This is a genomic window from Pseudomonas sp. LBUM1674 (assembly GCF_059695635.1).
The window spans coordinates 285,099-301,483 of sequence record NZ_CP166779.1; the positions used below are offsets into that span (position 1 = coordinate 285,099).

17 protein-coding genes, 1 tRNA gene and 1 pseudogene are annotated in these 16,385 nt (G+C 58.8%); 8 read left to right on the forward strand and 11 right to left on the reverse strand.

Going from position 1 to position 16,385, the window contains the following annotated elements:
* Positions 1-6: 6 nt before the first annotated feature.
* The gene (locus tag ACA067_RS01345; protein WP_497460298.1) at positions 7-780 is read right to left on the reverse strand and encodes an ABC transporter ATP-binding protein; all 774 of its coding nucleotides are present in this window, start codon (positions 778-780) and stop codon (positions 7-9) included.
* A gap of 563 nt (positions 781-1,343) precedes the next feature.
* On the opposite strand from ACA067_RS01345, the gene gabP reads away from it, so the two are divergent.
* Positions 1,344-2,735, forward strand: coding sequence for a GABA permease (gene gabP, locus ACA067_RS01350; protein ID WP_497460299.1), 1,392 nt, complete (start codon positions 1,344-1,346; stop codon positions 2,733-2,735).
* A gap of 76 nt (positions 2,736-2,811) precedes the next feature.
* Here gabP and ACA067_RS01355 read toward each other — a convergent pair whose 3' ends face one another.
* The 4 genes and pseudogenes from ACA067_RS01355 to ACA067_RS01370 all read right to left on the reverse strand — a co-directional run.
* Positions 2,812-3,264 carry a hypothetical protein gene (locus ACA067_RS01355; protein ID WP_497460300.1) on the reverse strand — a complete coding sequence of 151 codons (453 nt, stop codon included), beginning with the start codon at positions 3,262-3,264 and terminating at the stop codon, positions 2,812-2,814.
* A gap of 6 nt (positions 3,265-3,270) precedes the next feature.
* Complete coding sequence (locus ACA067_RS01360) at positions 3,271-3,687, reverse strand: hypothetical protein (protein ID WP_150763326.1); 417 nt, start codon at positions 3,685-3,687, stop codon at positions 3,271-3,273.
* 37 nt (positions 3,688-3,724) lie between these two features.
* Entirely contained in the window at positions 3,725-4,699 is a 975-nt protein-coding gene (locus ACA067_RS01365; RefSeq protein ID WP_497460301.1) for an alpha/beta hydrolase family protein, read from the reverse strand.
* A 148-nt stretch (positions 4,700-4,847) separates the two neighbouring features.
* Positions 4,848-5,402 (reverse strand): annotated as a pseudogene (locus ACA067_RS01370) (DUF1016 N-terminal domain-containing protein); the annotation flags it as partial.
* Positions 5,403-5,662: 260 nt separating this feature from the next.
* Here ACA067_RS01370 and ACA067_RS01375 point away from each other — a divergent pair.
* Complete coding sequence (locus tag ACA067_RS01375) at positions 5,663-6,112, forward strand: carboxypeptidase regulatory-like domain-containing protein (protein WP_497462709.1); 450 nt, start codon at positions 5,663-5,665, stop codon at positions 6,110-6,112.
* 141 nt (positions 6,113-6,253) lie between these two features.
* Here ACA067_RS01375 and ACA067_RS01380 read toward each other — a convergent pair whose 3' ends face one another.
* The 5 genes from ACA067_RS01380 to ACA067_RS01400 all read right to left on the reverse strand — a co-directional run bounded on the left by ACA067_RS01380 (position 6,254) and on the right by ACA067_RS01400 (position 10,651).
* Positions 6,254-6,691, reverse strand: a complete 438-nt coding sequence (locus ACA067_RS01380; RefSeq protein WP_150744881.1) for a hypothetical protein — start codon at positions 6,689-6,691, stop codon at positions 6,254-6,256.
* Positions 6,692-6,922: 231 nt separating this feature from the next.
* Positions 6,923-6,998 (reverse strand) — tRNA-Phe (locus ACA067_RS01385).
* Positions 6,999-7,101: 103 nt separating this feature from the next.
* Positions 7,102-7,374: an oxidative damage protection protein gene (locus tag ACA067_RS01390; protein ID WP_497460302.1), complete on the reverse strand. Its 273-nt coding sequence runs from the start codon at positions 7,372-7,374 to the stop codon at positions 7,102-7,104.
* Positions 7,371-8,438 (reverse strand): A/G-specific adenine glycosylase, encoded by a 1,068-nt coding sequence (gene mutY / locus ACA067_RS01395; RefSeq protein WP_497460303.1) that lies wholly within the window; start codon positions 8,436-8,438, stop codon positions 7,371-7,373. Before mutY ends, ACA067_RS01390 begins: the two co-directional genes overlap by 4 nt.
* A complete protein-coding gene (locus ACA067_RS01400) occupies positions 8,435-10,651 on the reverse strand; it encodes an AsmA family protein (RefSeq protein ID WP_497460304.1) in 2,217 nt (738 codons plus the stop codon). The genes mutY and ACA067_RS01400 overlap by 4 nt, the downstream gene beginning before the upstream one ends.
* A 381-nt stretch (positions 10,652-11,032) precedes the next feature.
* On the opposite strand from ACA067_RS01400, the gene hisB reads away from it, so the two are divergent.
* The 6 genes from hisB to ACA067_RS01430 all read left to right on the forward strand — a co-directional run bounded on the left by hisB (position 11,033) and on the right by ACA067_RS01430 (position 14,920).
* Positions 11,033-11,626, forward strand: a complete 594-nt coding sequence (gene hisB, locus ACA067_RS01405; protein ID WP_129439274.1) for an imidazoleglycerol-phosphate dehydratase HisB — start codon at positions 11,033-11,035, stop codon at positions 11,624-11,626.
* Positions 11,626-12,264 carry an imidazole glycerol phosphate synthase subunit HisH gene (hisH, locus tag ACA067_RS01410; protein WP_497460305.1) on the forward strand — a complete coding sequence of 213 codons (639 nt, stop codon included), beginning with the start codon at positions 11,626-11,628 and terminating at the stop codon, positions 12,262-12,264. The genes hisB and hisH overlap by 1 nt, the downstream gene beginning before the upstream one ends.
* Entirely contained in the window at positions 12,265-12,525 is a 261-nt protein-coding gene (locus ACA067_RS01415; RefSeq protein WP_497460306.1) for a DUF2164 domain-containing protein, read from the forward strand. It begins immediately after the preceding gene.
* 42 nt (positions 12,526-12,567) lie between these two features.
* A complete protein-coding gene (gene hisA, locus ACA067_RS01420) occupies positions 12,568-13,305 on the forward strand; it encodes a 1-(5-phosphoribosyl)-5-[(5-phosphoribosylamino)methylideneamino]imidazole-4-carboxamide isomerase (protein ID WP_150744884.1) in 738 nt (245 codons plus the stop codon).
* A 9-nt stretch (positions 13,306-13,314) separates the two neighbouring features.
* On the forward strand, positions 13,315-14,085 hold the full coding sequence (hisF, locus tag ACA067_RS01425) for an imidazole glycerol phosphate synthase subunit HisF (protein WP_497460307.1): 771 nt from the start codon (positions 13,315-13,317) through the stop codon (positions 14,083-14,085).
* A gap of 79 nt (positions 14,086-14,164) precedes the next feature.
* Entirely contained in the window at positions 14,165-14,920 is a 756-nt protein-coding gene (locus tag ACA067_RS01430) for a substrate-binding periplasmic protein (protein ID WP_497460308.1), read from the forward strand.
* Here ACA067_RS01430 and ACA067_RS01435 read toward each other — a convergent pair.
* The gene (locus tag ACA067_RS01435; protein ID WP_497460309.1) at positions 14,901-16,220 is read right to left on the reverse strand and encodes a Vps62-related protein; all 1,320 of its coding nucleotides are present in this window, start codon (positions 16,218-16,220) and stop codon (positions 14,901-14,903) included. The two genes, ACA067_RS01430 and ACA067_RS01435, sit on opposite strands and share 20 nt — an antisense overlap.
* Positions 16,221-16,385 lie beyond the last annotated feature (165 nt).

Below are 16,385 nucleotides of genomic sequence, written 5' to 3' on the forward strand. Positions count from 1 at the left end.
GCTCCGTTAGCGGTTGCTGGACATGAATTGTTTGCAGCGCGCCGAAAGCGGGCTTTCGAACACCTGCTGTGGCGATCCTTGCTCTTCTACCAGGCCTTGGTGGAGGAACACCACTTCGCTGGAAACCTGACGGGCGAACCCCATTTCATGGGTGACCAGCAACATGGTGCGGCCTTCTTCGGCCAATGCACGGATGACATTAAGTACTTCCTGGACCATTTCCGGGTCAAGGGCAGAGGTGGGTTCGTCGAACAAAATTACCTTGGGTTGCATCGCCAGGGTGCGGGCGATAGCCGCGCGTTGCTGTTGGCCGCCGGAGAGTTGCGCCGGGTAGGCGTGACGCTTGTCGGCGATGCCGACCTTGGCCAGCAGGGCTTCGGCAACTTCGATGGCCTCGGCCTTGCTCTGGCCGAGCACGCGGCGCGGGGCTTCGATGATGTTGTCGAGCACGCTCATGTGCGGCCACAGATTAAAGTTTTGAAACACAAAACCGATCTCGCTGCGCAGGCGGTTGATCTGCTTGCCGTCGGCAGCGACCAGTTCACCGTTCTTCGCGGCTTTGAGCTTGAGTTCTTCCCCGGCCACCAGGATCTGCCCTTGGTTCGGGTTTTCCAGCAGGTTGATGCAACGCAGGAACGTGGACTTGCCGGAACCGGAGGAACCCAGGATCGAGATCACATCGCCGTCGCGGGCGGTCAGCGAGATGCCTTTGAGCACCTCAAGCGAACCGTAGCGTTTGTGCAAGTTACGGATTTCAAGCGCGGGCGTGGCCTCAGCCATGTGCGTACCTCATAGTGTTTCGCTCCTGCTGTTGGTTGGCCTTCCTGGCGAGGCGGCCAAGCTAGCATAGCGTCTGAATGGCAGCCAACAGCGCTACGGGCGGTAAACGGGTGGCGTGTGGCAGGTTGTCGCATCGGTACAGCAGACTGTCGCGCTGCTATCAACCGAACAACCGTTTGAACCCTGCTTTTACTTGAAAAGCGTAGTGGGTCTCACAAAAAGGGGCGCGATGTTGCCAGCTTTGGCGGGGAGGTGGAAGCGCTAACCGCCCAAACGTTGTGGATCTGCACTTTTATTGTGCGTCGCGTATTTTTCGGGTGTGTTTCCGGTGCGCTGTTTCGTTCTTGAAATGGGTCGCAGGGTAACGATCTGGCAAAGTGCCATGCATTTCAATGACTTGCGATGACTATCCACTCTCGCTACAGGCCCCGGCTTTGGTGGCTTTGTAACATTTTGGCGCAATTATTGCGTGCAGAATAAGGAACGCTCCGTTGGTTTCTTTTTACAAGAAAGAACGCCCGGCGGGATGTACGCATTCGCTTTTCCTTACAAAGGTAGTTTCAATGAGCAGTACCCCAAGCTCCAATGGCCTCGACCAGGGGCTCAAACCGCGTCATGTGACCATGCTGTCGATCGCCGGGGTTATCGGTGCCGGCCTGTTCGTCGGCTCCGGCCACGCTATCGCAGCAGCGGGCCCGGCTGTGCTATTGGCCTATGCCGCCGCCGGTACCCTGGTGGTGCTGGTGATGCGCATGCTCGGCGAAATGGCTGTCGCCTCGCCGGACACCGGCTCCTTCTCGACCTACGCCGATCGCGCGATCGGTCACTGGGCCGGTTTCACCATCGGTTGGCTCTACTGGTGGTTCTGGGTGCTGGTCATCCCGCTGGAGGCCAACGCCGCCGCAACCATCCTGCATGCCTGGTTCCCCGACGTGGCGATCTGGGCGTTCACCCTGGTCATTACCTTGCTGCTGACGGTGACCAACCTGTTCAGCGTGAAGAACTATGGTGAATTCGAATTCTGGTTCGCCCTGGTCAAGGTTCTGGCAATCATCGGTTTCATTGTCCTCGGCGTTCTGGCGATTTTCGGCTTCCTGCCGACCAGTCAGGTCAGCGGCGTCTCGCACCTGTTCGATACCCAGGGCTTCCTGCCAAATGGTATGGGTGCCGTGTTGGCAGCGATGCTGACGACCATGTTCTCCTTCATGGGTACCGAAATCGTGACCATCGCGGCCGCGGAATCGAAGAACCCGGGCCAGCAAATCTCCAAAGCCACCAATTCGGTGATCTGGCGGATTGGCTTGTTCTACCTTGTATCGATCTTCATCGTCGTGGCGCTGGTGCCCTGGAATGATCCGGTGCTGGCAGCGGTCGGTTCCTACCAGACCGTGCTTGAGCGCATGGGCATCCCGAATGCCAAGCTGATCGTCGACATCGTTGTATTGGTTGCCGTGACCAGCTGCCTGAACTCGGCGCTCTACACCGCGTCGCGGATGCTGTTCTCCCTGGGCAAGCGCGGCGATGCACCGGCCGTGTCCACGCGCACCAATGGCAGCGGCACGCCATATTGGGCCGTGATCCTGTCCACCGCCGCTGCCTTCCTCGCGGTATTCGCCAACTACGTGGCGCCGGCCGCCGTGTTCGAGTTCCTGCTGGCCAGCTCCGGCGCCATCGCGTTGCTGGTGTACCTGGTGATTGCAGTTTCCCAGCTGCGCATGCGTCAGAAGCGCGTGATTGCCGGTGAGAAGATTGCCTTCCGGATGTGGCTGTTCCCTGGCCTGACCTATGCGGTGATCGTGTTCATCGTCGGCATCCTGACAATCATGCTGTTCCAGGAAGCCCACCGCGTGGAGATCCTCGCGACCGGCCTGCTGAGCGTGTTGGTGGTGGCTACCGGATTGCTTGTGGCTCGCCGTCGCAAGCTGCAGAAGCTGGGCGCGGCGGTGCTGAACTGATTCGTACCCTGTGACACAAAAACGGCCGCTGTCTGTGATGACAAGCGGCCGTTTTTGTTTCTGAAGGGGAGAGTGGTTACTCGCCTTTTTCTTCCTGCGCATCCAGCGACTGGCGATAGGTGTCCAGTGCCTTGCCGAAGTCGGCGATGAACTGCGGATCGGTCAGCCAGGCCTGAGCTGCATCGCGATCCATGCCGTCGGCCCACATGCGGTAGTCGATCAGCATGTCGGCAGCCAGGTGGGTGGCGGCCATGGCTTCGTTGTCGGCGTTTTCCATGTCCAGCAGGTCTGGATGGTCGCTGATGATGTCGGCGAGGTTCGACAGCAAGGTCTGCAGCATGTCGTCGCGGCTGGTGGCTTCCGCGTCTCGCATTTTGCTGAACATCGCCAGGGTGTATTCCGGGATCGGCTCGCCGATGTCGCCCAGGTCATCGTCCAGCGCGGCGGGTTTTCTGCCATGGATGTTGATTTGCCTGGCTTTGATCTTGGCGCGTTTGGCGCGTTTCTGTTGCTTGTTCAGGGAGGCCATGGGAACTCAGTTTGGTTTCTGTTGGTTTTGGGCTGCGATGATTTCGGACGCGGCCACGTAATCTGCCTGGAAGGCCGGGGATTCGATCCACGCCAAGGCGCCGGCTTCATCGACTTCGGTGGACCATTGGCGGTACTCGATCAGCGCGCCAATGATGAAGTCTGTTGCGGTTTCTTCGCCTTCCTGCTCGAGTACCAGCGCGAGCAGCGGGTGTTCAAGAAAGGCCGCGCACATGGCTTGCTGGCTGATCTTTTGCGCTTCGATCATTTCTTTGAACAGGTCGGTCAGGTCCACCGATTCGAAGTCGATGCGATCGTCGTTCGGGTCCAGCTCGACCGGCGCGGCAGCCCGTTGGGTGCGGTTCTGCTTGGCCTTGGCCTTAGCGCGGGTGGCACGTTTTTGCTGCTTGTTGGCGGAAGCCATGGGCGTCGTTCCGTATTTCGTTGAGTGGGCAGGTCGATCAGCTGCGCGGCACTCGCCGCCCGGGGGTATCGGGGGCCAGTTCGCCGCTTTGCAGCCAGGACAATGCAATGGGCCATAGTGTGGCTTGGTATGGGCTGCGAAAAAAGGCGAAATGTCCGACTTCTTCTTCGTCGATGTCTTCGGGAGTGATTCGCAGGTGGGTGTTCGTGCTGTTGCTGAAGTAGCCGAGCAGGCGTTCTATGGCCGGGATTGTGCCGTAAGGATCGTCGCTGATGCTGATGGCCAGGGTTTTGGCGGTCACTGAGGCGAAGGGCAGCCCGCCGGTGTCAGCGATGATCACGCGACCGCTGGGGCGCGTTTCGTATTGCGCAGTGGGCATGCACCAGTCGCGAACCACGCCGGCGGGCGTGTCTTCCAGCCAGCCGAGGCGTTTTCCGGGGAAGTAGCCATAGAGCATTGTTAGCAGCGGCATCACCACATGCCACTTGCCGAACATCCGCCAGCGATGAGCGGGCGCGTAGTCGCGCCAGTAAGCGAATTGCGCACCCACGGTCACCAGATGCCGGATCAGATGCCCAGAGGCTCCCAGGCCCGCTGCACAGCCTCCAAAGCTGTGGCCGACGACATCGATGGGCTGGCCGGGGAACTCGCGCTGAGCGCGCTTGAGCATCGCCTCGAAATCCAGTGCGCCCCAGTCTGACCATGAAGCTTCCAGGCCTTTCAGTGACGCGGGTCGAGACTCACCGATGCCGCGATAGTCATAGGTGATGACGTCGAAGCCGTTGGCGAACATGTAATCGGCAAACCGTGAGTAATGCCGGCAGCGAACCGAGGTGGCGGCGTTGATGATGACGATCGGGCGCGCGAAGTCTTGAGTGGCGTGCCGCCAAGTGAAACCGCCGAGGATGAACCCGTCTGCGGCGGGCTCCCTGAACGCTTCGCCAGCAGTGGCGGTGTACGGCGGCAACTCGATTTGAGAGGGCGCCAGCGGTGGCATGTCCTGCAAATTCATCGGCTTCGGACCTTTGCGGGTAGCTGCCAACGATAGTCCTCGCGCAGCCTATGGACAATCCATCGGTATGGATCCGGGTATCTGAACGAGCAGTCGCTCTTCAATTGCTGCCCGTTCCCTATCCAGTTCCGCACGCAGTTCTTCTTCGGTCTCTGATGAAATCGCGCGGGTGTGCGTTCATTTTCTGGATGTTGGTGGCGGCTTCGTGCTCGACGACAGGACGGTCGCGGCTTGTCAGCAGACGCTCGTAGTAGAGGGTGTTGATCTGGCGTTCCAGGGCGCGACTTGACCAGTTTTGGATAGCTGATTCATTCATGTACCAATGGCGAGCGTGTTCGCTATCGACGCGCAGCAATCGGCGATAGTGGGTCCAGCTCAATTCGAGACGCAGTGCGTCTCGAATTGGAAACGCTTGATAAAACAGTCGCATTTTTCGCAAATTGGTTTCGTCGAAGCCCTTCCCGAACTCTGCCGTAAGCCCTTTCGCCAGCGTTGCCAGCAACTGCTTCCCATACTCCGCCCTCCGAGCCCCCTCCTGCTCGAACTCCACGATGTGCCTGCCGATCTGCCAGCAGGTTTGCACCTGAACCGTATCGACCGCTCGTAGCACCTTCTGGCGTGCATCGCGAATCAGTTCGCCAAGATTGCCAAGCAGCGAGGCGAGTTGGGAGTCTTGAGTGTTATCGGATCTGAGTGCGCTCATGAAGTCTTCCGCAAATGGATGAACAGGCAGAAGAGGATTGCAGGGGCGGTGGGTGGGCGATGCCGGGCGCGGCTGGAAAAGGGGAAGGAAAACCCGATAGGTTTTGCGGGATCGCTCCGACGGCAGTCCCTGCTTGAGCAGTACAGCCTGTAGTCCATTTCGCAGTGTGTTCAAGGCCGAATCATTCTAAAACCGGCCGGGCGCAGGGAAATCAAAGATAGGGTAGCGATTGGGTTCTGCGGAATCCTGGAGTGCCCATCATGAAACATGTCCATGCGTTCATTTTGTCGCTCGCTGCCGTGGGGTTGTTGATGTTTCCCGTCATGTTGCAGGCGGCCAGCCTGGAGCCGATCGACAGTTCAGGCGTGCAAGTTCAACGGCAGGAGCAAAACGGGATTACCTACCTCTCCGGCGGAATTGGCGAGGATGAGGCGAAGGCCATCCAGCAGACCACTGGCTACAACCTGCACATGACGTTCGCTATCGGACCAGAAAACAAATACACCCCCGATGTGGATGTGGTCATTCACAAAGCCCAGGGGCAAACCATGCTGACCCTGAGTCAGGCCGGCCCGCTGGTTTACGTTCAGCTGCCGCCCGGTCAATACACCGTCGTTGCGACTCGCAATGGTGAGGAGCGGCGTGACATAGCGGATGTTGGCAGTGGTGGCGCGCGCAATCTGGTTTTTCACTGGAGTGGTGGTGAATAGTCGCGTCGTTGAATCAAAGGGATTTGGTTAGCTATCAAATCCGCAAACAGCTGGCTGTTTGCGGAGTGCCACGCGCTAGGGTTAGCGGTTTGCCAAAGCGCGATGGATGGTTTGCTGAAGAATCACCTTGGGGAGGATGAGTCAGCGGATGCTGCGAATGTTGCCTTTGTTGCCTTTTACGGTGACGGAAACCTTTTTGAAGATGAAGTAGTTTTCTTCGTTCACTTCATAGCGAGGGGCGACGATCAGGTCAGCGCCGGAAGATTTGACCGCTTTGTAGGCCGCTGCTGATTTGACTGCGCTGACGGGATCCAGGCCAAGGCTGCCCAAACCACCGCTCTGGCCACCGTAGCTGACGCCATCGGCGAACTGGGAGTCGCCGCCAAACTTGAGGAAGCCGAACAGGACGTTGACCGAAGACTGACCGGAGATGGCGTCACCGACAGCGATATCCGCTTTCAGATCTGCCTTGACGGTACTGTCGATCGGCGAAGATGGCTGGCTGTTGTTGTAACTGACGCAGCCGCTAGCTGTGGCAATGATGGTCGACAGAGCGAGGAACTTCAAAAGCGTATTCAAGAACTGTTTCCTTACTTTGAAACGTTGAATGCAGGCCAATTTGCTGCTGCATTAGTTTCACTTTGTAAGGGCGCACACTCCATGAGACACATCCTAAAGCGATGTATGAAGGCTTGGTACAGCTGGAAGGAAAAGGGCGTGGCGGATGTAGGAATTTTCAGCGGCGCTAAGGCTTGCTAAATCCCGGGCATAAAAAAACCCTGAATCTTGCGATTCAGGGTTTTCGGTATTTGGTGCCCAGAGACGGAATCGAACCGCCGACACGGGGATTTTCAATCCCCTGCTCTACCGACTGAGCTATCTGGGCAACGGGGCGCATTAAACGGGTTTTTCAGGGGGTCGTCAAGCAAGTTTTCAAAAAATATTTAATTATTACCGTCGCTTACGATCCGACCCCCGAGAAAGCGGGGTTATTCAGCCGGCGGAACGTAGCCGTCAGCCTTGGCGTAATCCTCGCCGGAAAAGAACTTGTCCATCTCGCCCTGAAGATATTTGCGGTCTTCGGCGTTCATCATGTTCAGGCGTTTTTCGTTGATCAGCAGGGTCTGGTGTTTTTGCCAGTCGGCCCAGGCCTTGGCCGAGACGTGGTCAAAAATGTCCTGGCCTTTGGTGCCCGGGAATGGAGCGCGCTCCAGGGCGGGCAATTGTTCTTTGTACTTGCGGCACATGATGGTGCGGGTCATGACGACTCTCCTGCGTTCAATACGGCGGCCGCGCGTTCGAGCAAGGTTTTGACCGGGGCGGCAAGGCCCAGGCGCGGCGGGGTGGCGAGGTTATACCAGAGCCAGTCGGCCTCGGCCACGTGATGGCCGGCCTCCTGGACCTGAACCAGCCAGGGTTCGATAGCCAGCTGGAAATGGCTGAAGGTGTGGATCAGGCTCGGCAATGCCTGTTGGCTGCCCAGTTCCAGCGAGTGCTGCGATGCCAGATGTTGCAGGTCGTCGAGGTCATCGAGTTCCGGCAGGCTCCATAGACCGCCCCACAGGCCCGTGGAAGGGCGCCGGTAAAGCAGGATCGCGCCTTCGCCATTGGCGAGCATCGGCATCAGCGTGCGCTTCTGTGGAATGGCCTTGCGCGGCTTGGGGATCGGGTAGCGGGTCTCGAGGCCGAGCATATGCGCTTCGCAACCCTTTTCCAGCGGGCAGAGCAGGCAGCTCGGCTTGCTGCGGGTGCAGAGCGTGGCGCCCAGATCCATCATCGCCTGGGTGTAGGCATTGACCCGATCATGCGGCGTAAAGCGCTCGGCATTGGCCCACAGCTGTTTGGCGACCTTGGGCTCGCCCGGATAACCCTCTTGTGCGGTAAAGCGCGCCAGGACCCGTTTGACGTTGCCGTCGAGGATCGGCGCCCGCAAGCCCATGCTCAGGCTGGCGATGGCGCCCGCCGTGGACAGGCCGATACCCGGCAGGTCCGTCAGCTTTTCCACATCCCGCGGAAACTCCCCGCCATAGTCGGCAACGACGATCTTCGCGGTCTTCTGCAGGTTGCGCGCGCGGGTGTAATAACCGAGGCCGGTCCACAGGTGCAGTACTTCGTCTTCCGGCGCGGCGGCCAGGGCTTCGACCGTCGGCAATGACGCCATGAAGCGGTCGAAGTAATTCAGCACAGTGCTGACCTGGGTTTGCTGCAACATGATTTCCGAGACCCACACACGGTACGGGGTAATGCCCTGTTGCCAGGGCAAATCGTGGCGGCCGTGGCGGTCATACCAGTCCAGTACCGCCGAAGAGAACTGTTCGGCTCTCATCGCTTGAACAGCCCCTTCAGCGCGTCTTTCAGTTCAGGACTGACCTTGTCGCCAAGCTTCTCATCGATTTTTTCGCTGATTTTGTCGCCGGCCATTTTGCCCGCGACCTGGCCCATGCGTTCGTTATCGAGGCGGCAAGCCTTGGCACCCAATTCCAGCGGGCCACGGCAACGCAGGGGCCATTCGATGCCGACAAACTTCTCGCCGACCTGGCAGGCCGGGTCCGGCATGTCGCTCTTGTCGCCTTCGACGATGATGCCCACGCGGTAATCCATGCCCAGCACTCGCAGGTCGACATCGCCGTCACCGTTGACGGTCATGCCCGGGATACGCACTTTCAGGTCCGGGTTACTGGCCACGCCATTACGGAAGGTCAGGTTGCCCTTCAGCTCCTGGAACGGCGTGTCCTTGCCCCTCGGCTCGCCGCTGAGGGTTTTGCGGTTCAGGGTGGCGATGCCTTTGCACAGTTGCTGTTCGAGATTGGCATTGAGCAACACGCCATCGTTGATGACGAAGCTGGCGTTGCCGTTGAGGCTGTCGACCAGCGCGCTCTGGCTGTTGCCGCTGCCGGTCAGGTTGCTGTTGAGCGTGACCAGACCCTTGACCGGCGGATTTTTACCCTGGCTTTCGAGGATTTTTTCCACCGGTACCTGGCTGATACGCGTCTGCATGTTCACCGCGGGCACCGGCTGGCGCACGTCCAGGGTGCCATTGGCTTCGAAGTTGCCGTCGTACAGGTTGCCGCGCAGGTTCTCCAGCGTCAGCAGGCCGCCCAGGCCGGTGGCCTTGAGTGCAGCGTTCTGGATCGGCAGCTTGTCGAGGGTCAGTTGGCCGAAGGTCAGGTCGGCGTCCACATCGAGTTTGCTCAGGCGTTCCACCGGCAGTAGCCGCGCAGTGCTCCACGGGCCTTTGGTCGGTGATTGCGGCAATGGGGTGCTGCCCGCACTGGCCATGGCATTGGCCTCGGTGCTGGCGACTTCGGCCTCACGCACCTGTTTCGCGCTGTTGGCTTCGGCGGATTTTGGCGGCAAGTAACGATCAACGTTGAAGGTGTCTGCCTTGAGGCTCGCCCGCAGCGATTGTTTGGCGAAGTCCTCGACGGCGATACGACCGCTGAAGGTGCTGTCATCGACCTTCAGGTTGATGTCGTCGAACGACACGCTGGTCGGTGTACCTGAAAGACGGCTGGCCAGTTCGACTTTGCTCAGGCTGCCTTCAGCCATGGCCGGGAGTTTCTGGCCGATGCTGTCGACGAATTTCGCCAGGTCGAACTGGGCAATCGACAGGCCGCCGCTGATTTGCGGGGTCTTGTCGAGGTCGTTGGCTTTCAGCTCACCCAAGGCGCGCAGTTGGTTGACGGATAGCTTGATGCCGGTCCATTCGGCGACGTTAGCCGCTTTATCCAGCAACAACTGGCCCTGGGCGGCGAAGGTGATGGTTTTGCCTTGCAATGGATCGCCGGCGACTTCACCGGAAAGCTTCATGTCTTCGAATTTGTAGCGTTGCAGCGCACGCTCGAAGCGCAGTTCGCCATTGAGCTCGGTACGTACTCGCAGAACCGGTTGGTTGGTGCCGAGAAACGCGGTGAGTTTGATCGGAATATTGGTCGAGTCGTGGACCGGCCCGGTGCTGAGCTGGATGCTTTCGGCGCTGAACAGCTTGCCGGTTTTTTCGTCGCTGTATTCAACGCGGGCGTTGTTGACGGTCAGGCTGTCGATGTCCAGGCGGATCGGCTGGGCCGGTTTTTCCGCTTGGGCGGTGGTCTCCGGTGCTGCAGCTTCGGTGGTGGCGGGCGGTGTGGCCGACGCCGGGACCTTGCCGATGTCTTCCCAGTTGCCGTGGCCGTCCTTGTCGCGATTCAGGCGCAGGTTCAGCCCTTCGACACGCACGTCACTCATCTGCACTTCACGGCGCAGCAGCGGCAGCACGCGAACCGAGAGGCCCAGCATCTGCAAGTCAGCGAACGGCTCGGTGGGCTTGGCCAGGGTCGCGACACTGGCTTCGTGCAATTCCAGGCCCAGCCAGGGAAACAGGCTCCAGCCGATATCGCCATTGAGCGTCAGCTCGATGTGGGCCTTGTCGCGGGCAATCTGGCGAATCTCGTCTTTATAGTCGTTGGGATCGAAGAGGTGGGTCAGGGCAAAGCCCAGCGCCACAATGATCAGCAACAGCCCGAGAAGTACCAGGCCCAGGATTTTGCCGAACGCTTTCATGGGCGAGTCCTTGTAGTTAGTCGAATTAGAAATTTAGCCGGGGAGTATAGCGCTCCGAAGCGGATGATCGGTCAGCGATCATGTCGGCAGTACATCCAGCGGCTGGTTCCTTGGGTGGTCCAAGAACAGACGACATACGAAAAGTGCGCAATCCATCGTAGGCGCTGGCTTGTCGGATCGCCGCACCGCAGCGAAGGTGGCATGCCTGACCCACCGCGCCGCCTGGTTCGCCAGCAAGCCGGCTCCTACATGTCATTACAGGTATAGCTCCGGGGCTGATGAATTCACTCCGTCAGTCATATCACCTCCCGTGTTTCTGTTTCCGGCCCGCGCCCCTATAATGGTTGCCTTTTTCGCCCAATGATTTTTGCGGAGCTGGTGATGGCCGAACGTAAGGCGTCAGTCGAGCGCGACACTCTGGAAACCCAGATCAAAGCCTCGATCAACCTGGATGGCACCGGAAAGGCCCGATTTGATATCGGTGTTCCTTTTCTTGAGCACATGCTGGACCAGATCGCCCGTCACGGGCTGATCGACCTGGATATTGTCAGCAAGGGCGACCTGCATATCGACGACCACCACACGGTGGAAGACGTCGGTATCACCTTGGGTCAGGCCTTCACCAAAGCCATCGGCGACAAGAAAGGCATCCGTCGCTACGGTCACGCCTACGTGCCGCTCGATGAAGCGCTGTCGCGCGTGGTGATCGACTTCTCCGGCCGTCCTGGTCTGCAGATGCACGTTCCCTACACCCGCGCCACCGTCGGCGGCTTCGATGTTGACCTGTTCCAGGAATTCTTCCAGGGCTTCGTCAACCACGCCAACGTCAGCCTGCACATCGACAATCTGCGTGGGCACAACACCCACCACCAGATCGAAACCGTGTTCAAGGCTTTCGGTCGCGCACTGCGCATGGCGGTAGAGCTCGATGACCGCATGGCCGGTCAGATGCCGTCGACCAAAGGCGTTCTGTAATGCAGACGGTCGCGGTTATCGATTACGGCATGGGCAACCTGCACTCGGTGGCCAAGGCCCTCGAGCACGTCGGTGCCGGCAAGGTCTTGATCACCAGCGATGCCGATGTGATTCGCGAAGCCGACCGGGTGGTATTCCCCGGCGTCGGCGCGATTCGCGATTGCATGGCGGAGATCCGTCGTCTGGGTTTCGATTCGCTGGTACGTGAAGTCAGCCAGGACCGTCCGTTCCTCGGCATCTGCGTCGGCATGCAAGCCTTGCTCGACCGCAGCGAAGAGAACGACGGCGTCGACTGCATCGGCCTGTTCCCGGGCCAGGTGAAGTTCTTCGGCAAGGATTTGCACGAAGACGGCGAACACTTGAAAGTGCCGCACATGGGCTGGAATGAAGTGAAGCAGACGGTCACGCACCCGCTGTGGCACAACATTCCTGACCTGGCGCGATTCTACTTCGTACACAGCTACTACATCGCCGCCGGTAACCCTCGGCAAGTGGTGGGTGGCGGTCACTACGGCGTCGATTTTGCCGCCGCGCTGGCCGACGGCTCGCGTTTCGCCGTGCAGTTCCACCCGGAAAAGAGCCATACCCATGGCCTGCAATTGCTGCAGAACTTCGCCGCGTGGGATGGTCGCTGGTAAATGGCCGTCAAGAAAGTGAAGCCGCCGATCCTGACCCTCACTCCTGAGCAGGAGAACGAGGCCAATCACAAGATCAAACGCTTCATGGAGGATCGCTTCGAGCTGGACCTGGGTTCGTTCGAAGCGGCCGAAATCCTTGAGCTGTTTACCCGTGAAATTGCGCCGCACTATTACAACAGGGCGATTTTCGATGTGCAGACGCACCTCAAAGAGAGGTTCGAAAGCATCGAAAGCGACCTGTGGGCGCTCGAGAAAAACTGATTTTCGAGCGAAGCTGAACAATCGAATTTGAAGGTTTGCCAGATGCTGATTATTCCCGCTATCGATCTCAAAGACGGTGCCTGTGTTCGTCTGCGCCAGGGCCGCATGGAAGATTCCACAGTGTTCTCCGATGACCCGGTGAGCATGGCTGCAAAGTGGGTGGAGGGCGGTTGCCGCCGTCTGCATCTGGTCGACCTGAACGGTGCCTTCGAAGGCCAGCCGGTCAATGGCGAAGTGGTCACCGCCATCGCCAGGCGCTACCCGAACCTGCCGATCCAGATCGGCGGCGGTATCCGCTCCCTGGAAACCATCGAGCACTACGTGAAAGCGGGCGTGAGCTACGTGATCATCGGCACCAAGGCCGTGAAAGACCCGGCCTTCGTTGCCGAAGCCTGCCGCGCGTTCCCGGGCAAGGTGATTGTCGGTCTGGATGCCAAAGACGGTTTCGTCGCCACTGACGGCTGGGCTGAAATCAGCACTATTCAGGTGATCGACCTGGCCAAGCAATTCGAAGCCGACGGTGTGTCTGCGATCGTTTATACCGACATCGCCAAGGACGGCATGATGCAAGGCTGCAACGTACCGTTCACCGCTGCGCTGGCTGCCGCGACGAAAATCCCGGTGATTGCTTCCGGCGGTATCCACAATCTGGGTGACATCAAGTCGCTGCTCGACGCCAGGGCGCCAGGCATCATCGGCGCCATCACCGGCCGCGCAATCTACGAAGGCACCCTCGACGTTGCTGAAGCGCAAGCTTTCTGCGATTCGTATAAAGGCTGAGGACTGACCATGGCGCTGGCCAAACGCATCATCCCTTGCCTGGACGTGGATAACGGCCGGGTGGTCAAGGGCGTCAAGTTCGAGAACATCCGCGATGCCGGTGACCCGGTGGAAATCGCCCGTCGCTATGACGAGCAGGGCGCCGACGAGATTACTTTTCTCGACATCACCGCCAGCGTCGATGGTCGCGACACCACGCTGCATACCGTCGAGCGCATGGCCAGCCAGGTATTCATCCCGCTGACCGTGGGTGGCGGCGTGCGCACCGTCCAGGACATTCGTAATCTGCTGAATGCCGGTGCGGACAAGGTCTCGATCAATACCGCTGCTGTATTCAATCCGGAATTCGTTGGCGAAGCGGCGCAGCATTTCGGTTCGCAGTGCATTGTCGTCGCCATCGACGCCAAGAAGGTCTCCGGCCCGGGCGAAACCCCGCGCTGGGAAATTTTCACCCACGGCGGCCGTAAACCTACCGGTCTCGACGCGGTGGAGTGGGCGAAAAAAATGGAAACCCTGGGCGCCGGTGAAATCCTGCTGACCAGCATGGACCAGGACGGTATGAAAAACGGCTTCGACCTGGGCGTCACCCGTGCCATCAGCGATGCGCTGGGCATTCCGGTCATCGCCTCCGGCGGTGTCGGCAACCTGCAGCACCTGGCCGACGGCATTCTCGAAGGCCACGCCAGTGCGGTGTTGGCGGCGAGTATTTTCCACTTTGGCGAATACACGGTGCAGGAAGCCAAGGCCTACATGGCTCATCGCGGAATCGTAATGCGCTAAAACAAATCGATGCAGGCCAGTGGACAGCATGGCGGGCTCAAGGCACTCTTGAGCACGCCATGGATTTCGGTAGCCAGACATGCTTAGACGCCTTCTTCTTGCTCTCGCCAGCGCTTCTCTGTTGCTCGTCAACGGGGCTCATGCGGTAGAAAGTCTCGACACCGACCTGGTGCTGCTGACGGAAAATTTCCCGCCATACAACATGGCAAAGAACGGCAAGAATTTCGCTCAGGACGAGAACATCAATGGCATCGCCGTGGACATCGTCCGCGAGATGTTCAAGCGCGCCGACATCACCTACAGCCTGACGCTGCGTTTTCCTTGGGAGCGGATCTACAAACTCACTCTGGAAAAGCCCGGTTATGGTGTGTTTGTGATGGCGCGATTGCCGGATCGCGAGAAGCTGTTCAAATGGGTCGGCCCGATTGGCCCGGACGACTGGATCATGCTGGCCAAGGCGGACAGCAAGATCACCCTCGAAACACTGAATGACGCGCGCAAGTACAAAATCGGCGCGTACAAGGGCGATGCGATTGCCGAGACGCTGGCTAAACAAGGCTTGAAACCGGTAGTGGTGCTGCGCGATCAGGATAATGCCAGGAAACTGGTCAATGGCCAGATCGACCTCTGGGCCACCGGTGACCCGGCCGGGCGCTATCTGGCGCGCCAGGACGGGGTGACCGGTCTCAAGACCGTTCTGCGTTTCAACAGCGCAGAGCTGTACCTGGCACTGAACAAGAACGTTCCGGACGATGCCGTCGCCAAGTTGCAGGCTGCGCTGGATCAGATGCGCAAGGACGGTGTGGTCGACGAGATCATGGCGCGGTATTTGTAGCTGTTGACACGTCTGCAACTGGCAGAGTGGCGGTGGTTTCACTGTCTACCTCAGGCGGATATTCGGCCAGGTAGAAACTGTCGCTATCGGCGTAAGCGATGTTGACCGCAACCTGTGTGCCGTCTGTGCGCAGAAGTTCGTAGTGGCTATGCAGCTGATAAACCGCCAGGATCTTGTTTTTCGGAGTGATGGCGACGACTTGTACGGATTTTGAAGTCATCCATCCGCCGGATGATATTTCGGTGCGAGTGAAACTCTTGCTCAATCTTGCCGAGAATTTTATTGGCAAGACCGCGTCCGGCATCCCGATTGGCCACTCGGTTTCGAACTTTATAGATGTGCTGTCGGTGAATATCCGCAGTAGGACGCGGTTCAAAACCCGGGGCGCTGTCCATTTGAAAAACCTGCCCTTGGCTCCTGTGTTATGGCCGTACCCGACCAGCACGTATTGGTCTTTTCTTTCCAACTGGTAGAGCGGTGATTTGCTTAATCTTTCGATAGGTTCCAAGGCATTGTCTTCCACTGCGAACCAAGGAATGGTGGCAATTTGAGTGGCCTCGGATGTTTCAAGTGGTGAAGAAGCACTGAATCCCATGAGTACGGGAACCTCGGGTGCGGGATTTATCTGGAGGGGGATTTGCATCCGCAATGAATAAGCAGCGACGTGTGTCGCAGGTTTGGAATAGCTGTCGGCACCGACGAAGGTGCCCGATGCAAAGTAGATTTCTCCCGCCGCTGCGGCCGGAGGATCGGTGCTCCAGGCGCTGAAGTTCTGTTTGGCGCCACTGCCTCTGTCGTTCCAGATCACGTCGCCGACGCTTGACGCGATCACCAGGTCTACCCGGACACAACGTACTGCGTTGAGCGAAGGCTTTTCATGGTCACTGGAGCACACCAGACCCAACGCCACATAGCCGTCAGGAGGGATCGGACGCCATATCGAACCGTCCGTCCTGGATCCTGAACCCGAATCTTTCCAGACTTGTTCATAGTCATCGGGCCGGCTGAGTGCTTTTCCGTTGGTGGCATCCCCGCTCTGCGGATCACCCTCACAGACAACCGCCATCACTCTTTTTCCGTTGATGTTGTCGTGTTCGGAGACGGCAAGGTCACCCAGCGGGAAAAAACCTGGTAGTACATCAGGGGCCGGGGTTGGGCGCCAAAAGGCTCCGGGTTTTGCCTTCGAGCCCCTGGTATCCCAGATCCGGTGAAACTCCGTCGTGAAGTTGATCAGCAGGTTTTCTACTTTTAATGATTCCATTTGCCTCGCGGGCAATGCGACATCGTCCTTGGTGTTCATGATCAATCCTGATAATTGAAAGGCGACTCGGGGGGAGTCGCGACCTGTTGCAGGTCTCACTATTCAGAGATTGACGAGGCATTTGGCGGTAACTATGTATAGGTCGTGACCGGGTATTACCGATAAATGCCATCTTTGCCGTGAGCGACCATGGCGCGATTGCCG